Source organism: Corynebacterium sp. (genome assembly GCF_022712275.1).
Lineage (GTDB): Bacteria > Actinomycetota > Actinomycetes > Mycobacteriales > Mycobacteriaceae > Corynebacterium.
In genome coordinates, this window is record NZ_JALAGU010000033.1 from 52318 (window position 1) to 72526 (window position 20209).

Here is a 20209-nt window from a genome sequence, read left to right on the forward strand (position 1 = left end):
CTGCCCGGTCGTGGCAGACTGGGCAGGTCCGTTCCGCCTGCCCGGGACGCCGTCCGCCGACAGAAAGGCACCACCACAGTGGGACGCCACGCAGCCCCGGAAGAACACCCCGAGCACGACTCTGTACACGACCACGCGCACGACCACGCGCACAACCACGCGCAGCCGTCGAAGGAGCTCCACTCCCACGGCCACAGTCACTCCCATGACACGGGCCCGTGGATCTCCGACCCGCGCAAGATCACCTGGACGCCGTCGCGCGTCATCCTGGCGTCCTTCCTGTTCCTGGGGGCGATCGCCACGGTTATCGCCGTGACGCTGCAGTGGCCGCACGGCAAGGCCGTCACCTCCGACGGTTTCCACGAAACCTCGAATCTGGCCCAGGAGGTCTCCGAGGGCACCGTCGCCATGGAGACCACCGGTTCGTGTGCCTCGGCCCAGATCGGCAGGGTCTTCGACTCCGCCCCCACCTCCGAGGCCGTCGGCGCGGACCCCTGTGACCAGCTTATCGTCGACATCACCGACGGTCCTGACGAAGGACGCCGCACGCTGCTGGCGTCCCCGAACAACGATGAGGACGCCGACGTGAACGTCGGGGACAAGGTGCTGCTGGCCACCACCACCGACGCGGACGGCAACCGCTCCTACGCCTTCCAGGACTTCCAGCGTGGGACGCCACTGTGGATCTGGCTGGCTGTCACCATCCTCGCCATCTGCCTGGTCGGTGCGTGGCGCGGCGTGCGGGCGATTCTCGGCCTGGCGATCACGCTTTCGGTCATCGGCTTCTTCCTGCTGCCGGCGCTGGCGCGCGGTGGCAACCCGGTGATGCTGGCGATCACGGCCTGTGCGGCGGTGCTCTACCTGGTGCTGTTCCTGGTGCACGGGATGAACTGGAAGACGGCGTCCTCGTTGGGCGGCACGCTGGTCGCCATGCTCTTCGGCACCGGTCTGGCAGCACTGGCCATCGACACCTCGGAACTGCGTGGGCTGGCCGACGAGAACAACTTCCAGATCCTGCTGTATCTGCCCGGGGTGCAGGTCACGGGCCTGCTGTTGGCCGGGTTCATCCTCGGCACACTCGGTGTGCTCAACGATGTGACGGTGGCGCAGGCGTCCACGATCAGTGAGCTGCAGGCGGCGAACCCGGACGCCAGTCGGTGGAAGCTGTTCACCACCGCGATGCGGGTGGGACGCGACCATCTGGCTTCCACGGTCTACACCCTGGTGCTCTCCTACGCCGGTGCCGCACTGCCGCTGCTGGTGCTGCTCAGTGTCTCCGGACGGTCACTGACCCACATCCTCACCTCGGACATCATGGCCACCGAGATCCTCCGCTCCGCGACCGGTTCCCTGGCCCTCGTCGCCGCGGTCCCGCTGACCACCGCGATCGCCGCGGTGACGACGAGCGTGAAGAAGTCCAGGGCTGAGCCGGACGTGGTACGAACGGAGGCATGACCAAACTCGGCATCATCGGCGGCACCGGCCCGGAATCGACACTCCTCTACTACCGCGCGATCTGCGAGGGCGTGCAGGCCAGACTCGGCGATGACACCCTCCCGCAGCTCACTGTCGAGTCTCTGAGCGTCTTCGAGGTCTTCCGCTACTGCAGCGCCGGCGACCTCGACGGTCTCACCGCCTATCTTTCCGCGGGGTTCGAGGCGCTGGCCGCCGCCGGTGCGGAGGTCGCCAGCCTCACCGCGATCACCCCGCACATCGTCTTCGACCGGCTTGTCGAGGCGTCCCCTGTCCCCCTGGTCTCCGCGGTGGACGCCGTGCGCGACGAGGCCGTCGCCCGCGGGGCCGGCAAAGTGCTGCTGCTCGGCACCGGGTTCACCATGTCCCCGGAGACCAACGGCTTCTTCACCCGCCCCTTCGCCGACGCCGGCGTCGAGGTCATCCTGCCGGACGCCCCGGAGATCGACGAGATCCAGCACCGGATCGCCACCGAGCTGGAACTCGGCGTCGTCACCGACGAGACCCGCGGGAGGTTCGTGGGGATCATCGACCGGGTCCACCGCGCTGAGGGCATCGACCAGGTCGTGCTCGGCTGCACGGAACTGCCGATGGTGCTCAACGACTCCGTCTCCCCGGTCCCCTGCCTCGACACGGTCGCGATCCACACCCGGGCCCTGGTGGACGCCGCCGTAGGTAGCCCTGAGGCTTAGGGGATCAGCCCCAGCAGCGTCGACGTCAGTGCCTCGCGCTGCCCCATCGTCAGTGTCCGGTGCACATGGTCGTGGACCCACAGCCCGTCCGCGGCGATCTGCACCAGGTACGCCATCCGGGCGAGTTCCCCCTCCTCGCCGTCCGCGGTAAGCTCCGCGGTCGAGGGCATCCACCGCCTGTCCACCTCGTCCCAGATCTCCGCGAACTCGGGATCCGCGACCACGTCGAGCTGAACCAGGAGTTCCGCCCGCGTGGCGGAGTGCGACATCGTCCGCACCACCGCCCGCAGCCGCGTCGCCGCGTCCACCTCGGACGCCGGGCCCCCGGCCGCGGCAACCAGGTCCTTCTCCCACTCCGCGGCGAGGTACCGGTGGATCCCGACGAGCAGGTCCCGGCGCGACGGGAAGTGGTAGACGATGCCCGACTTGGAGAAACCCGCGGCGTCCGCCAGTGACTCGTAGGTCACCGCGTCGAGGCCGGCGTCCCCGATGAGGCTGACAGCGGTGTCAAGGATGAGGTCCCTCTTACTGGTGCGCAACGGTGCCCTTCGGGTTCCCGGTGAAGCACCGGGCGGTCAGCACCGCGGCGAGCAGCGCCACGCCGCAGGTGATGGCCAGGATGTACAGGTAGGCGGAGTCGTAGGCGGCAGCTGCGTCCACCCCGAACATCGGATCATTCACGCCCAGGTCCACGTCGTGCGAGACCGACTCCGGAGCCATGAGCGTGTAGAACATGGGCATCAGACTACCGAGGATCGAGACGGAGACCAGCGTCCCGAACTCATAGGAGACCTCTTCGATGGAGGACGCCATGCCCGCCTTCGACCGCGGCGCAGACCCGATGATCGCCGTCGAGGAGACGGACATGACCATGCCCGCACCCGTGCCGATCGCCACGAAGCAGAGCACGAAGACCCACAACGGGGCGTGCTGGAAGGCCCACATACCTACACCCAGTCCAGCGGCGATGACGAGGAAGCCACCGCTGATCAGCGTCCGGAAACCGACCTTGTGCAGGTAGGCACCACCGAAGACGGACGCCGGGATCGCCGGGAGCGCGGCGGCCGCGACGAGCAGACCGGCCTCGAGCGGGCTGAATCCGCCGGAGGTCTGGTAGCGCTGCGTGGTCATCATCTCCGCACCTGCCATGACGAACATGGCCAGCACGGCGGCGAGGGTGCCGCCGGTGAACATCCGGTTGCGGAAGATGCTGAACTCCAGCAGCGGCGCCCGCCCGTCGGAGACCAGGATGCGCTGGCGGTGACGGAACGCCGCTACACCGATGCAGCCGACAACGATCGCCAGGACGAAGAGGATCATGCTGCGGTCCGGGTTCGCCAGCTCCTTGATGCCCATGACCATGCCGACCATCGCGAACATCGCGTACAGGGAGGACGCGAAGTCCCACTTCCGGTCGCGGTTCGGCATATTAGGCGGGGCGAAGAGCAGCGTGCCGATCAGTGCGACCGCGGCGACCGGAACATTGATGAGGAAGACGGAGTGCCAGGAGTAGTGCTCCAGCAGCAGGCCGCCGAGCACCGGGCCCGAGGCGGAGCCGACGACGGCGACGGACACCCAGATGCCGATGGCGGTGCTGCGTTCACGCTCATCGGGGAAGATCTGGCTGATCAGCGCCAGGGTGGCGGGCATCATCGTCGCGGCGGCGACACCGAGGACGGCGCGGGCACCGATGAGGTACCCGGCATTCGGGGCGAGGGCGGCGAGCAGAGAACCGATGCCGAAGGTGGTGACACCGATGGTGAACATCAGGCGGTGCCCGATCCGGTCGCCGAGCGTGCCGGTGCCGAGGAGCAGTCCGCAGAGGACCAGCGGGTAGGCGTTGATGATCCACAGACCCTCAAGGTCGGTGGTGTGCAGTTGGGCCCGAAGCTCCGGCAGTGCGGTGTAGAGGATCGAGTTGTCGGCGCCGACAAGGAAGAGGCCGAGGCTGAGCAGCACGAGGAATCCCCATCGCCTGGCGGGCGACAGGGACGAGGTCGTGGCCACGCGGTCCCGGGCATTCAAGGTAGTACTCATAACAGTGCGTAACTGTACCGCACGTTCGGTGCAGTTATCAAGGTCAGGACATGACCCGGCAACGTAATCCACGCCACAGTCCCGGACCGCCCCAGGGCGACGACCATTGTTCTTCGCGGCGATTTACTGAATCGAAACAGAGATGCTTCCACAGGAAACATTCACCGGCGTAGAGTCACTCCGGTCGAACAGGCAACTCGTCCCCGTCACCCACCACTGGAGCCCTGAATCTTGAGCGCTACCGCACGCACCGGCATCACCCTCGGCATCGTCAACGTCAACACCAGCGTCACCATGACGCAGACCATCGTGGATGCCGCGACCGCCGTCGCCGCCCCCGATACGACCATCGTCGGTGTCACCCCCACCATCGGACCCGACTCCGTGGAAACCCATGTCGAGGCCGCCCTGTCCCAGGTCGGCGTGATCACCGCCGTCCACCGGCGCCACACCGCCCCGATCACCCTGGATACGCCGGCCATCGACGCCTGGATCATCGCCGGGTACGGCGACGAGGGTCGCGAGGCACTCCAGGAACTCGTCGACGTGCCGGTCGTCGACATCACCGAGGCCGCCGCCATCGCCGCGATGGCCGTCGGTGACCGCTACGCCGTCGTCACCACTCTCGACCGCACGGTTCCGATGATCCGGGGACGCCTCGAGCTCGCCGGGGTCCACGACCGTTGTGTCTCCGTCAAGGGCACCGGCCTCGGCGTCCTCGAACTCGAGGAAGACGCCGCACGCACCGACGGGCTCATCCTCGACCTCGCCCGCGAGGCTCTGGCCGACGGCGCAGAAGCCGTCTGCCTGGGCTGCGGCGGCATGGCCGGCCGCGCACCGGAACTCAGCACCGAACTCGGTGCACCGGTCGTCGACGGTGTCACCGCAGCGGTCGGCATCGCCGAGTCCCTGGTCCGGCAGGGGCTCACCACCTCGCGGGTCGGCACCTACGCCGCCCGCTCCCCCAAGAAGCTGTCCGGCTTCGAGGATCTCGAAATCTCTTCCGGCGCCCACGCCGCCGACAGTGCAGACAGCGCCGACAGTGCAGAAACGGAGCTCCCATGAGCGGCATGAAAGACGAGGTCGTGTACCCGGAGGGTGCCGATCCTCAGCTGATCAACGACGACATCGCCCCGCTGAAGGAACAGAAGTGGGGCGCCTACAACATCTTCGCCTTCTGGATGTCCGACGTGCACTCCGTCGGCGGGTACACCACCGCCGGCGCCCTGTTCGCCATGGGACTGACCTCCTGGCAGGTCCTCCTCGCCCTCCTGGTCGGCATCTTCATCGTCTACTTCGCCTGTAACCTCGTCTCCCTGCCCTCGCAGCGCTCCGGTACCCCCTTCGCCGTGGTCTGCCGTGCCGCTTTCGGTATCCAGGGCGCGAAGATCCCCGCTCTGATCCGTGGCTGTATCGCGGTGGCCTGGTACGGCATCCAGACCTACCTGGCGTCCCACGCGCTGGTGATCCTCATGGTGAAGCTGCAGCCGGACTGGGCGGAGTGGGCGGACAAGGATCTCCACGGCTTCCTCGGGCTGTCCGTCCTCGGCTACATCGCCTTCGCGATTCTCTGGGTCGTCCAGGCGCTGGTCTTCTGGCGTGGCATGGAGTCCATCCGAAAGTTCATCGACTTCTGTGGTCCCGCCGTCTACATCGTCATGGCGGTCCTGGCGATCTACCTGGTCAGCGAGGCCGGTTGGGACAACGTCAACCTCAACCTCTCCGACCACCAGCTCACCGGCTTCGCCGTCTTCTCCACCTTCTGCGCCGCCGTCGCCACCACAGTGAGCTACTTCTCCGGTCCGATGCTGAACTTCGGCGACATCTCCCGGTACGGGAAGTCGCAGAAGGCGGTGAAGATCGGCAACTTCCTCGGTCTTCCGCTGAACTTCCTGGTCTTTTCGATCATGGTGGTGCTCACCGCCTCCGCGACTGTCCCGGTCTACGGCCGGATGATCACCGACCCGGTGGACACCATCGCCGAGCTGGACAACACCTACGCCATCGCCTTCGGCGCACTGACCCTGCTCATCGCCACCGTGGGTATCAACATCGTGGCCAACTTCATCGCCCCGGCCTTCGACTTCTCGACCGTCGCCCCCAGGATGATCTCCTGGCGCATGGGCGGCATGATCGCCGCAGTCGGTTCGATCTTCCTCACCCCGTGGAACCTCTACAACTCCCCGGACACCATCCACTACACACTCGACACGCTCGCCGCGTTCATCGGGCCGGTATTCGGTGTCCTCATCGCGTACTTCTACGTCATCAACCGCGGCGACCTGAACCTCCCGGCCCTGTTCGACTCCTCCCCCTCGGGCGCCTACTGGTACTCCAGGGGCTTCAACGTGAACTCGGTCATCGCGATCTGCGTGGCCGCGGTCGTGGGCATCGTCATCGTGGTCGTCCCCGCGTTCGAGGACGCCGCCACCTACACCTGGTTCATCGGCGCGATTCTCGCCGGTGTGCTCGTCATCCTGCTGGAGAACGTCCGCCCCTCGGTGATCATGCGCGACGCCGCGACGGCTGCCGAGGCCTCCCGGAACACGGTTCGCATCCTGGACTAAACTGTCTGCGTGACCTCTGCGAACTCTGCCCCTGACCCCGGCGCCCTGTGCGCCGCACTGGGACGCCACGCCGACGCACGCCTGGCTGCCACCGATGACCTGGTGCGTGGCCCGTGGGCGAACCCGGTGACCTGGCGCCAGCCCGTGCACACCGTGTACGTCCCCGCCCACCTCATGACCGGGGAGAAGCGCGACCCGCAGATCGCCCGGACCTGGGGCGACGCAGCCCGCGCAGCCCTGGAGGCCTACGGCTCCGCCGCCGATCTGGCCCTCGAGCTGGGCGTCCCTGCGCGAAATGCCGCCACCGTCGGCGCGCTCACCGTCGCCAAGCTGGAGCGCGAACCCGTCGAAGACCTCCGGATCGACTTCGAGGACGGCTTCACCCAGCGTGGCGTCCCGCTCGAGGACAGGGACGCTGACGAGGACGCCCGGGCCACCGAGGCCGCGGACATCCTCGCCAACTGGCTCGACGCCGACGCTGACGGCGGTCACCCCCGCCACGCCCCCGCCTTCGCCGGGATCCGCTTCAGGTCCTTCGACCCGGCCGTCCGTGACCGTGGCCTGCGGACCCTGGTGATCGTCCTGTCCGGGCTGGCCCGACGCGGCGTCCTGAATAAGGTCCTGGCGAACGATCCCCGTGCCCTGCGCCTGACCCTGCCGAAGGTCCAGCACCACAGCCAGGTCGAGACCTTCGTCGAGATCCTGGAGCAGCTGGAGGAGACCTTCGGCGTTCCCGAAACGACCCGGATACCCTTCGAGGTGCAGGTGGAGACCCCGCAGGCCATCGTCGGCGTCAGAGGTGAGGCCGAGCCGGCACGCATTCTCGCCGCCGGGCGGGGGCGCATCCTGTCACTGCACTACGGCACCTACGACTACTCCGCCTCCCTCGGGGTGGACGCCGCCGAGCAGTCCATGGAGCACCCGGTCGCCGACCACGCCAAGGACGTCCTCCAGGTCGCGACCACCGCGGTGGGCGTGGAGCTGTCCGACGGCTCCACCAACCGCATCCCGGTCGGCTCCCCGGCGCAGATCCTCGACGGCTGGCGGATCCATCACCGCCTGGTCACCCGTCACCTGCGCCGGGCGGTCCGTCAGGGCTGGGACCTGCACGCACACCAACTCGTCACCCGACACCTGGCGACGATCGCCTACTTCCGGGCATCCTGGGAGGTCAGCGCCGAGCGACTGCGCGACTACGTCGCCGGCGACGAGACCCGCTGGATGGACGAACCCGCCACCGCCAAGGCGATGTCCGGCTACCTGCTGCGCGCCCACGCGTGCGGTGCGGTCACCGACGAAGAACTGGCCACCACCGGCGTCTCCACCGAGGACCTGCGCACCCTGCAGGTCACCGGACGACTGTAGACACAGTAGAAAGGCATCATGAGCACCCGAATCTTCCGCGCTGAACAGGCCGTCTACCTCCCGGAGGACGCCGAGACCGGCACCCGCCCCGTTCTCGGCCCCGTCACGGTCGTCATCGACGGCGAGACCATCGTCTCCGTCACCCCGGGACTGACCTCCGACATCCACGCCGGGCATGACGCCGAGATCATCGACGTCCCCTCCGACCAGGTCCTCATCCCGGGGCTTGTGGACACCCACGTCCATGTCAACGAGCCGGGACGCACCGAGTGGGAGGGCTTCACCTCCGTCACGCGTGCCGCGGCGTCCGGCGGTGTCACCACCCTGCTCGACATGCCGCTGAACTCCATCCCCTCCACCGTCACCGTCGAAGCCCTCGACACCAAGCAGGCCGTGGCGAAAGAGAAGGTGAAGGTCAACGTCGGTTTCTGGGGCGGAGCCGTGCCGGAGAACCTCGGAACCGGTGATCTGAAGGCCCTGTGGAACCGCGGTGTCTTCGGCTTCAAGTGCTTCCTGCTGCACTCCGGTGTCGACGAGTTCGCGCCGCTGAGCACCGAACAGCTGCACCAGGCCATGGCCGAGATCGCCGAGTTCGACGGGCTGCTCATCGTCCATGCCGAGGACGGCGAGCTCATCGACGAAGCCACCGCGCACGTGGACTCCGCCGGTGGGATCGACGAGACTTTCGACAGCTTCCTGGCGTCCCGCCCGTCGGCCTCGGAGGCGAAGGCCGTCGCCACCGTCATCGCCGCCGCCGAGGAGACCGGCTGCCGGGCGCACATTCTGCACCTGTCGGACTCCGGCTCGATCGACCAGATCTCCGCCGCCCAGGAGCGCGGTGTGCGGATCACCGCGGAGACCTGCCCGCACTACCTCTCCCTGTTCAGCGAGGAGATCCAGAACGGCGCGACGCAGTACAAATGCTGCCCGCCGATCCGGACCGCCGGCAACCGGGAACGGCTGTGGAAGGGCCTCGTCGACGGCGTCATCGGCACCGTCGTCTCCGACCACTCCCCCTGCACCGCCGAGCTGAAGCGCTTCGCCGAGGTCGCCGAGGCCCAGGCGTCCGCCCACGAGAACAACGAGCTCACCGCCTTCGCCGCGCTGGCCGCCAAGGGCAACGACCTCGGTGCCGGTGGCGCCGACCACCGTGGTTCCGGTGGTTCCTTCGGGACCGCCTGGGGCGGCATCGGCGCCGTCGAGCTGGGCCTGCCCGTCGTCTGGTCCCAGGCCCGGCTGCGCGGCCTCGGGATCACCGACGTGGTCCGCTGGATGTGCCAGAACCCCGCCGAGTGGGCCGGCCTGTCCGACCGTGGTGCGATCCAGGTCGGACGTCGCGCCGACCTGGTGCAGGTCAGCGCGGACGACGCCTTCGTCGTCCTGCCGGAGAACCTCAACCAGCGCAACAAGGTCACCGCCTACGCCCAGCGGGCACTGGCCGGTGTGGTGACCCGCAGTTACATCGGTGGCGAGACAGTCTACGTCCGCCCCACCACCCCCCGGACGCCTGCCGCCGCCGGCGAACCCGGCGACCTGGCGGTATTCCCCGCCGACGTCCGGCCTTTCACCCTCCGACCGTAGCCGTCACTACCCCGCTTAAGGAACAGTCACATGAGTGCCACCCCCACCGAACAGCCCGAGTTCACCATCTGGCCGGACCTCGCCAGCCGCGCCCTCGCCGGCTCCGTGATCTGGGCGTCCGACGAGGCCTTCGCCGAGCGCGAGAACCTCATCGCCGCCCACGAGCCCGGCTTCGACCCCGACGAGTTCGGCAACAAGGGCAAGGTCTACGACGGCTGGGAGACCCGCCGCCGCCGTCACGACGAGATCGGCGGGCACGACTCCGCCATCGTGCGCCTCGGAGTCCCCGGTCAGATCAAGGGCATTGTCGTGGACACCGCCTGGTTCAAGGGCAACTTCCCGACCCAGATCGCCGTCCACGGTCTGACCTGCGACGAGTACCTCCCGGCCGAGGAGATCGCCGCCCTGCCGGACAGCGCCTGGACCACCCTGGTCCCCGTCAGCGACGCGAAGGGCGACCACAAGCACTACTTCGAGGTCTTCCCGGCCGGCGCCGCCGCCGAGCAGCGCTTCACCCACATCCGCCTCGACATGATCCCCGACGGCGGTATCGCCCGCCTGCGCGTCCACGGTCAGCCGGTGCCGGACCCCCGCTTCCTGGGCTGCACCATTGACCTCGCTGCAGTGGAGAACGGCGGTCGGGTCACCGACTGCACGAACATGTTCTACTCCAGCCCGAACAACGTCATATCCCTCGGACGCACCCGGAACATGGGTGAGGGCTGGGAGAACGCCCGCCGTCGTACCGAGGGTAATGACTCGGTCACCGTGCAGCTCGCCGGTGAGGGCCGGGTGCGCTGGGTCGAGATCGACACCTCCTACTTCGTCTTCAACTCCCCCGGCGACGTCAGCCTCACCGGCATCACCGCATCCGGCGAGGAGATCGAGCTGGTCGCGAAGACCCGCGCGCTGCCGGACACCCGTCACCGCTTCCTCGTCTCCGACCCGGCCGAGGCCGAGACCGGCCCGACCCCTGTGGTCGCGGTGCGCGCCGATGTCTACCCCGACGGCGGCATCGCCCGGCTGCGCGTGTGGGGTGACCTCACCGATGAGGGACGCACCACCGTCGAGGCCCGCTGGTAGGCGTCCTCCTGCGTAAAGCACCTACTGGCTGAGGTACGCGGTCCGCCTGATTCGCGTACCTCAGACAGTGGATATTCGGGGAGCGGGCGGGGGTGGTGACACACGTCTGTAACCCCTCCGTATCAGGGCTGCCTGACCCGCAGAATATGATGACAGCCATGACCGTCATCTATGATCCGACCAAGCCGGAGCGCAACCGCCCCGCCCCCCTGCCGGACGCCGAGGCCGAGACCCGCCTCTCCGCCCTCGCGGACCAGGCCCGCGCCGACATGGCGCTCATCGGCCACAACCACGACTGGGTCCCCGCCCCGGCCGAGGGGGCGTACAACGTCCTCGTCCTCGGTGCCGGCCAGGCCGGTCTGGGCTCCGCCTTCGCCCTGTCGCGCCACCGCATCGGTGCGGTGAAGGTCATCGAGGGTGGCCCGGCCCACGAGGTCGGCTGCTGGACCCGCTACGCCCGCATGCACACGCTGCGCAGCCCGAAGAACATGAAGGGTATCGAGCTCGACATCCCGTCGCTGCACACCGAGCGCTGGTTCGAGGCGAAGTACGGCAAGGAGGCGTGGGATGCCACCGACCTGGTCCCCCGTGAGGACTGGAACGAGTACCTCACCTGGTACCGCGACGTCACCGGTGCGGACGTGGACTTCAACACCACCGTCACCGCCGTCCACAAGCCGGACGCGTCAGGTTACTTCACCGTCGTCGCCACCCGCGACGGTGAGCGGGTCGAGTACCGGGCCCGGCGCGTCATCTTCTCCCTCGGGCTCAAGGGTGGTGGCGGAACCTTCCTGCCGCCGCTGGTCGAGAACCTGCCGGAGCATCTGCGCTTCCACACCGAGGACGACATCGACTTCAATGCCCTGGCCGGTAAGCGCGTCCTCGTGCTCGGCGGCGGTGCCTCCGGCTTCGACAACGCCTCCACGGCGCTGGAGGCCGGTGCCGCGTCGGTGGAGATGCACGTGCGCCGTTCCGACATCCCGCGCCAGAACTCGCTGCGCTGGATGGAATTCCCCGGCATGCAGGAGCACTTCTACGATCTGACCGACGAGCAGAAGTGGGAATTCTCCCTGTTCAACGGTGGTCTGCCGCAGCCGCCGACGCAGGCGTCCGTGTGGCGTGCCTTCTGCCACGGCAACTTCTCCATGCTCACCGACACCCGCTGGGCGGACGCGACCGTGCGCACCACCGACGGTGTCGAGGAGGTCGTCGTCACCGACGACAAGGGTGTCGAGCACGTCGGCGACGTGGTCATCTCCGCCACCGGGTACGCCGTGGACCTGGGTCTGCGTCCGGAGCTGGAGGAGTTCCTCGACGACATCGCCCTGTGGTCCGACGAATTCGGCCCGGCCGAGGGGCACCCGATGGGCGGCTGCCCCTACCTGGGCGACGGTTTCCAGTTCCAGGCGAAGGACGCAGCATCCGCCGAGGCGAAGGAGTACATCCCCCGCCTGGTGCACCTGTCCACCGGTGCCCGTGCCTCCCACGGTGTGGCCGGTAACCAGCTCTCCGGCATCTTCGCCGGTCTGACCCGCGTCGCGCAGCGGATCGCCACTGACATCACCAAGGAGAACTGGCCGACGTTCTTCGAGGAGTTCAAGGCCTTCGAGCACATCGAGATCGAGGAGGCCGGCCCGCACCGCGAGGGCGAGGCCTGGTACCCGGACGGCCCGCGGTACTGACCTCCGCCGTCAGGGCCGAGGTGCGGTATTCCGTACCTCGACCCCTGGTATCCCGGTACTGACCGGCACTGTCTCACCGGCAAGGACCCGTACGGGTGGTTTCAGCTCTCCGGACCACCCGTACGGGTCCTTGCCGGAACAGCTGATGGATGAGTGACCGGTCAGTCCTCCCCCTCCGCGAGCCAGATCCCGGGGATGCCGGCGGCCTCTGAGACGGTCGTCGGTCGCGGAATGTCGATGACTGTCTCGATCCAGCTGATTCGACCTGGCACCGCAGCGGCGGCATGCGCTCTCACTGCATCCCCGGCCAGGTACTCCCAGATGAAGAGGTCGGCGAGATCCTCCTCGGTGGTCGACGAAAAAGCCCGGAGCCTCTGCCGCGCGGCGACGTCATAACCCAATAGTGCCCCGGCCTGTTCTCCGTCCGCCTCTTTCACGTGGAGAACCACCCGGAGAATGCCGTCGCTGAGGATCCACACCGCTGCGATACTCAGGGACACGCCCCGGTGCTCATCGGCAATGAGCGCCATTCTTTCCGGAAGGAGGTCAGCGAGCTTCGCCATGTCGTACTCGGACACTGCAGGGAACTCCCCGGTGAACTGGTTGTCGTACACCTGCTCATCTACCCCTCGGCGCCGACGCGGGCCTCTTCCTCGGCCGGGGCGTCATCCTCGTCACCGGTGAGGAAGGCGTAGCTGATGCCGGCGATCGCCGCACCGACCAGCGGGGCGAGGATGAACACCCACACCTGCGACAGTGCGTCCCCACCGGCGTACCAGGCCACGCCGAGGGAGCGGGCGGGGTTCACCGAGGTGTTGGAGACCGGGATCGAGATGAGGTGGATCAGGGTCAGCGCCAGGCCGATGGCCAGCGGCGCGAACCCTACGGGAGCCTTCTTCGAGGTCGCGCCGAGGATCACCCAGAGGAAGACGGCGGTGAGCACGACCTCCGCGACGATCACTGCAGCCAGGGAGTAGCCGTCCGGGGAGTGCTCGCCGTAGCCGTTGGTGGCGAACCCGGATTCGGAGGCGCTGAACCCGTCCTTGCCGTTGGCGATGACGAAGAGGACGCCACCGGCGACCGCACCTCCGACGACCTGGGCGATCCAGTAGGGGACGACCGCCGCCCACTCGACGCGCTTCGCGACAGCGCAACCGAGAGTGACGGCAGGGTTGAAGTGACCGCCGGAGATGTGGCCGACCGCATAGGCGCCGGTGACGACGGTGAGGCCGAAGGCCAGGGCTACACCGACGAAGCCGATGCCCATGTTGATGGTCCCGTCGGAGACGACCTTGGCGGCGAGGACGGCTGAACCGCAGCCGCCGAAGACGAGCCAGAAGGTGCCGAGGAACTCGGCCCAGAGGCGGTGGGTCATGGGAACAGGTGACATGGTGTTACTCCTGTGGTGGAAGCGTCAGATGTGAAATGGTGCACTCCCAGACCATAGCCTTCTGTCCTGGGAAACATAACCCCCTGCCACATAGATGCTGTCCCTTTACCCACGGGAAATACCGGTAACGGCCCTTTCACGTTCATGGCACAGCCCCGCAAAACCCGCCGCCTAGATTCAGTGGTGCCAGGGCGCGACGATGCCCCTGGACATACAGGACAGCGGCTCAGCCGGGTCTGCACGGCGTCGGGATGACGGAGCGAAAGACCGTAGGGGAAACCGCGTGACATGGAAGGACCACCATGGTTCAGACCACCACGCCCACCGACAACGCAACCGTCACCGACACCAACGCCGAGCTCACCCTCGAGTCGACGATGGGTGGCATCGGCACCGAGACCACCGACCGTTCCGTCCCGGTCATCGACCTCGACAACTGGGACCTCACCGACGAGCAGTGGGACGCCAAGGCCGAGGAGTTCTGGGACGCCGCAACCACCATCGGCTTCTTCCAGCTGAAGAACTTCGGCATCACCAGGGCCGAGATCGAGGATGCCTTCGCCACCTCCGCCCGCTTCTTCGCCCTGCCGAAGGAGACCCTGGAGACCGTCGCCAAGCCGAAGGGCAGGAACGTCGGCTTCGAGCACAAGTCCCAGATCCGCCCCTCGACCGGCACCCCGGACGAGAAGGAGAGCTACCAGATCACCCGCCCGCTCATGGACGGCCTGTGGCTGGACGAGGACGCCAACCCCTCCATCGACGGTTTCAAGGACGCCTCCCTCGCTTTCGAAGCGAAGTGCCACGAGGTCGCCATGCGCGTCCTCGAGTTCTTCGCCGTGAAGCTCGGCTTCGAACGTGACTACTTCCGCAAGGTCCACAACCCTGCCTCCGACCTGCACCAGTGCACCCTGCGGATGATCCACTACATGGCGTTGGACGCCAAGGACAACGTCGCCGACCCGAACGGCAACCCGGTCTGGCGGGCCGGAGCGCACACCGACTTCAACCTGCTCACCCTGCTGTTCCAGACCGACGGCCAGTCCGGCCTGCAGGTCATGCCGGGTGCGGACGCCGGTCAGGACGTCCAGGCCTGGACCCCGGTCCCCGCCTTCACCGACGTGCTGACCTGCAACATCGGCGACATGCTCATGCGCTGGTCCGATGACCGGCTGAAGTCCAACTTCCACCGTGTGAAGGCCGCCGACATCGGCGTCGACATACCCGAGCGTTACTCCATGCCCTACTTCGCCCAGGCCGACCGGGACGCCGTCATCGCCGGCCCCGAAGGCAGGTACGAGCCCATGACCGCCGGCGAGTACCTCGACATGCGCATCCAGGCGAACTTCGGCAAGGCCGAGTCCACGAAGTAGGACGCCGGGAGGACGCTGCGTTCTCCCTCCCCGCTTCTTCCCCTGCGTCCGCATCACGCACCGTGAGGTCGGTTCACCCCACCGTGAACCGACCTGACGCAGCGTGATGCCGATATCCCCCTTTCCGCTCAAGCGTTGACCTGCTCAGGAGCATCCCCATGACTGCCACCATGCCCGCACAGGGTGAAACGACCGGCCGGACCACCGACAACACCGACAACACCGACAACACAGCCAACGTCGATATCGGCTTCTCCACTGACGGATCCGCCGTCGACACGAACTTCGGCTGGCGCCACAACCTCGTCTTCGGCATCCAGCACATACTCATCATGTACGTCGGCTGCGTCTCCGTTCCGCTCGCCCTCGGCGCCGCACTCGGCCTCGACCAGGAGACCGTGGCAATGCTCGTCAACGCCGACCTCCTGGTCGCCGGCGTCATCACCCTCATCCAGTCCCTCGGCGTCGGGAAGATCGCCGGCGGACGCATGCCCATCATCGGCGGTGCCGCCTTCGTGCAGGTCGCGTCCATGATCTCCATCGGCCAGACCTACGGGCTGCCCGCCATCTGGGGCTGCATGCTCGCCGGTGGCGTGATCGGACTGGTGCTGGCCTGGCCGTTCAGCAGACTGCTGAAGTACTTCCCGCCGCTGGTCACCGGGGCCGTGCTGCTGGTGCTCGGGGTCTCGCTCATCAGCGTCTCCGCCGGCCTGTTCGTCGGCCAGCCCACAGTGGGTGGCGAGGACAATCCGGACTACGCCCGCCCGCTCTACATCGGTATCGCCGCGATCGTCGTCATCGTCGCTGTCGCGCTGACCTGCCTGGCCCGAGGAGTCATCGCCAAGGCGTCGATGATCATCGCGACGGTCGTGGGCGTCCTCGTCTGCTGGCCCGCCGGCCTGCTGGACTTCTCCGGTGTCGGGGACGAGCCACTGTTCGCCCTGGTCAAGCCGTTCCACTTCGGCACCCCGGAGTTCCCCGTCGTCGGCGTGCTGTCGATGTCCGTGGTGATGATGTTCCTGTTCGCCGAGACCATCGCCAGCGTCTCCGCGCTGTCCGAGATCACCGGCAAGAAGATGACCCAGGGCGATGTCGCACGATCCCTCGTGGGGGACGCGGCGTCCGGCATCCTCGGCGGCATCTTCAACGGCTTCTTCGACACGGTCTTCAACCAGAACGTCGGTGCGGTGCGCACCACCCGCGTCCACTCCCGGTACGTCACCGCCACCGCCGGCGCGGTCCTGCTGGTCATGGGACTCATGCCTGTCACCGGCGCGGTCATCGCCGCACTGCCGGACCCGGTGATCGGCGGCATCTCGTTGATCCTTTTCACCTCGATCGCCGCGGTCGGCGTGAATACGTTGCGCAAGGTCGATCTGACGGACACCATCAACTCGACGATCATCGCCCTGGCCGTCGCGCTGGGCCTGTTGTCGAAGTTCTCCACCGGGATCTGGTCGAACTTCCCGGACTGGGCTCAGACACTGCTGTCCGACGGTGTGGTCCTCGCCGCGCTCGCCGCGTTCTTCCTCAACCTGCTGTTCAACCACACAGGTATCGCGGAGAAGGCCCGTGCCGCACGTAACGAGACCCGGCCCACCGCAGAATCACTGTTCCTCTGACAACCGTCGGCGATGTACCCTGACCAGTACATATCACTCCCAGGCAAGGTACATGGTGGACGTCATGAAGTTCCTCACCCGGCTCGCGGTCTCCCTGGCGTCCTCCGCCGTGGCGATCCTGCTCTGCGCACTGCTCATCGACCGGTTCACGCTGTCCTGGGGAGGCATCGTCGTCGCGGTCATCGTCTTCACGGTCGCCCAGCTGCTGCTCGCCCCTGCCGTCACGAAACTGGTCAGCCGCTACGCCGAAGGATTCGTCGGCGGTGCGGGACTGGTCTCCACTCTCCTGGCCCTGTGGATCGCCACGCTGCCGTCTGGTGGCCTGCGGATCCAGGGTGCCGGTACCTGGGTGATCGCCACGGTCCTCATGTGGGTATTCACCACCGCAGCGGCACTCATCATCACTGTGGTGCTCAGGAAGCGGGCAGGTCGCCACTCCGCGACAGCAGCGGAGTGATCTTCGCCAGCTTCTTCCCGCCCTCCTCGCCCGTCCAGCCGGCCGGCTCCAGGATCTTCGCCCAGGCCCGCGGGATCTCCGAGAGGTACTTGTGACCGTGCCCCTCCGGCACATCGGTGGAGACCGCCATATCGGCACTGACCTGCAGGAAGCTGACGATCGGCAGCCACCGGGTCGAAGACAGTACATCGGCACCGCGGGCCTCCGTCAGCCAGTCCGGCTCGTTGAACAGCAAATCCGGCGACCACCAGGTGATCGGGTCGGAGGCATGCTGCAGATAGACCGCCCGCGGCTCCTTCCACCCGGTGTCCGGAGCGTCCAGGTCCTCGGCGGACGCACCGAAGCGGAGGTGCTCCCCACCGTCATAGACCGGCAGCCGCTCGGGCGACCCGGCGTCCCGACGGTCGGTGGCTTCCCGCCAGAGTTCGTTGTTGAACGTCGGGCCGATGAACAGGGCACCGTCGGTCCGGGCGGAGAGGGTCGGGATCGTCCCGAACGCCGCTTCCGCACCGAAGGAACCGAGGGACTCACCGAAGACCACGATCTTCGGGCGCCGGTTCTCCGGCAGTTCCCGCACCTTCGCATCCACCGCCTCGAAGAGGTACACGCCGGCCTGTCGGGCCTGCTCCTGGTCGACGAGGAAGGACAGCCAGCTCGGCAGGTAGGAGTACTGCATCGACACGGTCGCGACATTGCCGTTGTACATGTACTCCAGCGAGTCGACGGTCGCCTGGTTGATCCAGCCGGAACCGGTCGCCGAACCGACGGCAATGACCTCGCGTCCCATACCTCCGGCGCGGACCAGTTCCTCGGCAGCGAGTTCGGCGTTCGCCCGCAGATCGTCGCCGGAGCCGAGGCCGACGAACGAGCGGATCGGTTCGACAGCGTGGTAACCGTTGATCTCCTCCAATGTGTCAGTGGAGGGCCCGTGGGAGACGAACTTGCGTCCCTCACGGCCCAGAGATTCCCAGCTGACCAGGGATGCGTCACTACCGGACCGCATCTCGCTCGTCGGCTTCACCGACGTTTCGGTGGTGTCGTCGTTCGCAGTGGCGAAAGACGCGTTGAGGAACTTCAGCGAGTAATTAGCGACGACACCGTTGGCCAGGAAGACACTGAACGCCACCACCACCGCAATCGCCGACACCCGTGCGATGCGCGGCGGGAGGACGTGGTGCAGCCAACCGTTGAGGGTCCGGACCAGTTTCCCCCAACCCTGTCCGAGCAGGACGAGAAGGAAGAAGACCAGAACCGCGACAATCACCGTCACCGGCCAGACGGTCCAGCTCAGGTGCCCTTCGCCGACCAGAACACGAACCTCGTTCTGCCACACCCGGAATTGCCACAGTCCGAGAACCGCACCGACGACGGCGACAACGCCCAGGGGGACCCACCACCGCCAGGACAGCGTGCGGCCCCGTTTCTGCTCCGCCGGATCCTTGTTCATCATGTACCGGACCAACCAGGAGACGAAGACGCCGATCATGTAGCCCACGGCGGCGGACGCTCCGGTGACCACGCCCTGGAAGAGGGGACCACGGGGCAGCAGCGAGGGTGTCATCGAGGCGAGCATCATCACCACGGCGACGACGGACCCGGTGTAGCTCAGCCGCAGGCGGTAGGTGGTCAGCCGACTGAGCCGTTCTTCGAGGGTCCCGGTGGCATTCCCGGTGGTCGGGCCGGTTCCGGCGTCAGTGCCCGTCCCGGGGGACTCTGCATTCTTCGTCGAGGCCAAGGGTCCGCTCCCATCGGATCAGTGCGTCCTCCCCGTCGTCAGTACGGGAAAGTACGAGGTCACGGTACATCATTGTCTGCCGTAGACCGGACACCAGCATCGGTGATTCCCGCAGTCCCTCCCAGCCCGAGGACCAGGTCAGCTGCGAAGCCAGCCGCCACACACTGATCTCCGGGTTCCAGTCGAGGACGCGCCGCACCTCCCAGGCACGGGCGAGGACATGCTCGGCAGTCTCGCGGCGTCGTGCCGCAAGGCCCGAGAAGACGTAGCCGTGACCGGGGATGACCAGCAGATCGTCGAACTCCTTGATCCGGTCCAGGGACTCAAGATAGTCGATCACCGGGTTGCCGCCGAGCTGCCCGACGCCCAGTCCGATGCCCGGGTGGATCTCCGGGAGGATCATGTCGGCGGCGAGGAAGATTCCGGCGTCCTCGTTGACCAGGCACATGTGCCCCGGGGTGTGGCCGGGGGTGACGACTGCCCTTGTCCTGCTGCTGCCCCCGAGATCGTCGTCGAGGCCGTGGTCGGCGAGCAGATCGCCGTCGGCGAGCCGGATATCCGGCCGGCGCCGCGGGATGAACGCGGGGACGCGGGGGTTGTTCATGTGCTCGACGGCGGAATCGAGGATGCCGGCAGGTGCCCCGAAGCGCTCCGGCCAGGGGGCGTAGACGTCGTCGGCGTCTCCGACACGGGACTTCTCGACGGTGCGCCACTCCCGGTCACCGACAATGAAGCGGGCGCGGGTGGCGTCCAGCAGACAGGATGCTGCGGCGACGTGGTCGGGGTGGGCGTGGGTGACGATGACCTGGGTGATCTGTTCGAGACGGCGTCCCCGGTCGTGGAGGAATCGGTCGAGGTCGCGGAGGTACTCGCCCTCGTGCTTCTTCCCGGTCCAGCCCGGGTCGATGACGGTGATACCGTTCTCGCCGAGGTGGATGGTGGAGAACACGGACGCCATGACCCCGGACCCGGGCATTGTCACCGGACGCACCCAGGTCCCGGTGCCGTGGCCTTCCCCGGCTGTGCCGCCGACGACGCGCACCGGCCCCGGGGTACGACTGTTCTGCGCAGCGGTGTACTGCGGCTTCGCGAAGGGCGTCACCTGGGATGCGGCCGGGGGAGTCGACATGTTCTCAACGTACCGGTTGCAGCAGT

General features: G+C 67.3%; 17 protein-coding genes. 11 read left to right on the forward strand and 6 right to left on the reverse strand.

The features are described from left to right. The first annotated feature begins 78 nt into the window (after window positions 1-78). Together Q0A27_RS07655 and Q0A27_RS07660 are read left to right on the forward strand one after the other, a co-directional pair. Entirely contained in the window at window positions 79-1455 is a 1377-nt protein-coding gene (locus Q0A27_RS07655) for a YibE/F family protein (protein ID WP_291474461.1), read from the forward strand. Then, complete coding sequence (locus tag Q0A27_RS07660; RefSeq protein WP_291474462.1) at window positions 1452-2165, forward strand: aspartate/glutamate racemase family protein; 714 nt, start codon at window positions 1452-1454, stop codon at window positions 2163-2165. Before Q0A27_RS07655 ends, Q0A27_RS07660 begins: the two co-directional genes overlap by 4 nt. Here Q0A27_RS07660 and Q0A27_RS07665 read toward each other — a convergent pair. Further along, on the reverse strand, window positions 2162-2704 hold the full coding sequence (locus Q0A27_RS07665) for a TetR/AcrR family transcriptional regulator (RefSeq protein ID WP_291474463.1): 543 nt from the start codon (window positions 2702-2704) through the stop codon (window positions 2162-2164). The two genes, Q0A27_RS07660 and Q0A27_RS07665, sit on opposite strands and share 4 nt — an antisense overlap. After that, complete coding sequence (locus tag Q0A27_RS07670) at window positions 2691-4202, reverse strand: MFS transporter (RefSeq protein WP_291474464.1); 1512 nt, start codon at window positions 4200-4202, stop codon at window positions 2691-2693. Before Q0A27_RS07670 ends, Q0A27_RS07665 begins: the two co-directional genes overlap by 14 nt. Before the next feature lie 255 nt (window positions 4203-4457). Between Q0A27_RS07670 and Q0A27_RS07675 the strand changes: the two genes are divergently transcribed. From Q0A27_RS07675 to Q0A27_RS07700, 6 genes are all read left to right on the forward strand, one after another. Further along, the gene (locus Q0A27_RS07675) at window positions 4458-5267 is read left to right on the forward strand and encodes an aspartate/glutamate racemase family protein (protein ID WP_291474552.1); all 810 of its coding nucleotides are present in this window, start codon (window positions 4458-4460) and stop codon (window positions 5265-5267) included. Continuing rightward, window positions 5264-6769 (forward strand): NCS1 family nucleobase:cation symporter-1, encoded by a 1506-nt coding sequence (locus Q0A27_RS07680; RefSeq protein WP_291474465.1) that lies wholly within the window; start codon window positions 5264-5266, stop codon window positions 6767-6769. Before Q0A27_RS07675 ends, Q0A27_RS07680 begins: the two co-directional genes overlap by 4 nt. 9 nt (window positions 6770-6778) lie before the next feature. After that, entirely contained in the window at window positions 6779-8134 is a 1356-nt protein-coding gene (locus tag Q0A27_RS07685; protein ID WP_291474466.1) for an aldolase/citrate lyase family protein, read from the forward strand. An 18-nt stretch (window positions 8135-8152) separates the two neighbouring features. Continuing rightward, entirely contained in the window at window positions 8153-9715 is a 1563-nt protein-coding gene (allB, locus tag Q0A27_RS07690) for an allantoinase AllB (protein WP_291474467.1), read from the forward strand. A gap of 30 nt (window positions 9716-9745) precedes the next feature. Beyond that, entirely contained in the window at window positions 9746-10798 is a 1053-nt protein-coding gene (alc, locus tag Q0A27_RS07695) for an allantoicase (protein ID WP_291474468.1), read from the forward strand. 158 nt (window positions 10799-10956) lie between these two features. Then, complete coding sequence (locus Q0A27_RS07700; protein WP_291474469.1) at window positions 10957-12480, forward strand: NAD(P)-binding domain-containing protein; 1524 nt, start codon at window positions 10957-10959, stop codon at window positions 12478-12480. 161 nt (window positions 12481-12641) lie between these two features. Here the strand turns inward: Q0A27_RS07700 and Q0A27_RS07705 are convergent, their stop codons facing one another. Both Q0A27_RS07705 and aqpZ read right to left on the reverse strand, forming a co-directional pair. After that, window positions 12642-13094 carry a hypothetical protein gene (locus Q0A27_RS07705; RefSeq protein ID WP_291474470.1) on the reverse strand — a complete coding sequence of 151 codons (453 nt, stop codon included), beginning with the start codon at window positions 13092-13094 and terminating at the stop codon, window positions 12642-12644. A gap of 8 nt (window positions 13095-13102) precedes the next feature. Further along, complete coding sequence (gene aqpZ / locus Q0A27_RS07710; protein WP_291474471.1) at window positions 13103-13870, reverse strand: aquaporin Z; 768 nt, start codon at window positions 13868-13870, stop codon at window positions 13103-13105. A gap of 302 nt (window positions 13871-14172) precedes the next feature. Here aqpZ and Q0A27_RS07715 point away from each other — a divergent pair, with 302 nt between their 5' ends. The 3 genes from Q0A27_RS07715 to Q0A27_RS07725 all read left to right on the forward strand — a co-directional run bounded on the left by Q0A27_RS07715 (window position 14173) and on the right by Q0A27_RS07725 (window position 17319). Continuing rightward, the gene (locus Q0A27_RS07715) at window positions 14173-15240 is read left to right on the forward strand and encodes a 2-oxoglutarate and iron-dependent oxygenase domain-containing protein (RefSeq protein WP_291474472.1); all 1068 of its coding nucleotides are present in this window, start codon (window positions 14173-14175) and stop codon (window positions 15238-15240) included. A 158-nt stretch (window positions 15241-15398) separates the two neighbouring features. After that, window positions 15399-16862, forward strand: coding sequence for a nucleobase:cation symporter-2 family protein (locus Q0A27_RS07720; RefSeq protein ID WP_291474473.1), 1464 nt, complete (start codon window positions 15399-15401; stop codon window positions 16860-16862). A 64-nt stretch (window positions 16863-16926) separates the two neighbouring features. Then, window positions 16927-17319: a phage holin family protein gene (locus tag Q0A27_RS07725; RefSeq protein ID WP_291474474.1), complete on the forward strand. Its 393-nt coding sequence runs from the start codon at window positions 16927-16929 to the stop codon at window positions 17317-17319. Here Q0A27_RS07725 and Q0A27_RS07730 read toward each other — a convergent pair. Both Q0A27_RS07730 and Q0A27_RS07735 read right to left on the reverse strand, forming a co-directional pair. After that, the gene (locus Q0A27_RS07730) at window positions 17276-19054 is read right to left on the reverse strand and encodes an alpha/beta-hydrolase family protein (RefSeq protein ID WP_291474475.1); all 1779 of its coding nucleotides are present in this window, start codon (window positions 19052-19054) and stop codon (window positions 17276-17278) included. The two genes, Q0A27_RS07725 and Q0A27_RS07730, sit on opposite strands and share 44 nt — an antisense overlap. Beyond that, window positions 19011-20183, reverse strand: a complete 1173-nt coding sequence (locus Q0A27_RS07735) for an MBL fold metallo-hydrolase (RefSeq protein WP_291474476.1) — start codon at window positions 20181-20183, stop codon at window positions 19011-19013. Before Q0A27_RS07735 ends, Q0A27_RS07730 begins: the two co-directional genes overlap by 44 nt. Window positions 20184-20209: the final 26 nt, after the last annotated feature.

Bases quoted from the DNA above. Each gene is read 5' to 3' on its own strand.
- Q0A27_RS07660 (WP_291474462.1), top strand. From the start codon at position 1,452: ATGACCAAACTCGGCATCATCGGCGGCACCGGCCCGGAATCGACACTC.
- Q0A27_RS07670 (WP_291474464.1), bottom strand. From the start codon at position 4,202: ATGAGTACTACCTTGAATGCCCGGGACCGCGTGGCCACGACCTCGTCC.
- Q0A27_RS07680 (WP_291474465.1), top strand. From the start codon at position 5,264: ATGAGCGGCATGAAAGACGAGGTCGTGTACCCGGAGGGTGCCGATCCT.
- allB (WP_291474467.1), top strand. From the start codon at position 8,153: ATGAGCACCCGAATCTTCCGCGCTGAACAGGCCGTCTACCTCCCGGAG.
- alc (WP_291474468.1), top strand. From the start codon at position 9,746: ATGAGTGCCACCCCCACCGAACAGCCCGAGTTCACCATCTGGCCGGAC.
- Q0A27_RS07700 (WP_291474469.1), top strand. From the start codon at position 10,957: ATGACCGTCATCTATGATCCGACCAAGCCGGAGCGCAACCGCCCCGCC.
- aqpZ (WP_291474471.1), bottom strand. From the start codon at position 13,870: ATGTCACCTGTTCCCATGACCCACCGCCTCTGGGCCGAGTTCCTCGGC.
- Q0A27_RS07715 (WP_291474472.1), top strand. From the start codon at position 14,173: ATGGTTCAGACCACCACGCCCACCGACAACGCAACCGTCACCGACACC.
- Q0A27_RS07720 (WP_291474473.1), top strand. From the start codon at position 15,399: ATGACTGCCACCATGCCCGCACAGGGTGAAACGACCGGCCGGACCACC.
- Q0A27_RS07725 (WP_291474474.1), top strand. From the start codon at position 16,927: ATGAAGTTCCTCACCCGGCTCGCGGTCTCCCTGGCGTCCTCCGCCGTG.
- Q0A27_RS07735 (WP_291474476.1), bottom strand. From the start codon at position 20,183: ATGTCGACTCCCCCGGCCGCATCCCAGGTGACGCCCTTCGCGAAGCCG.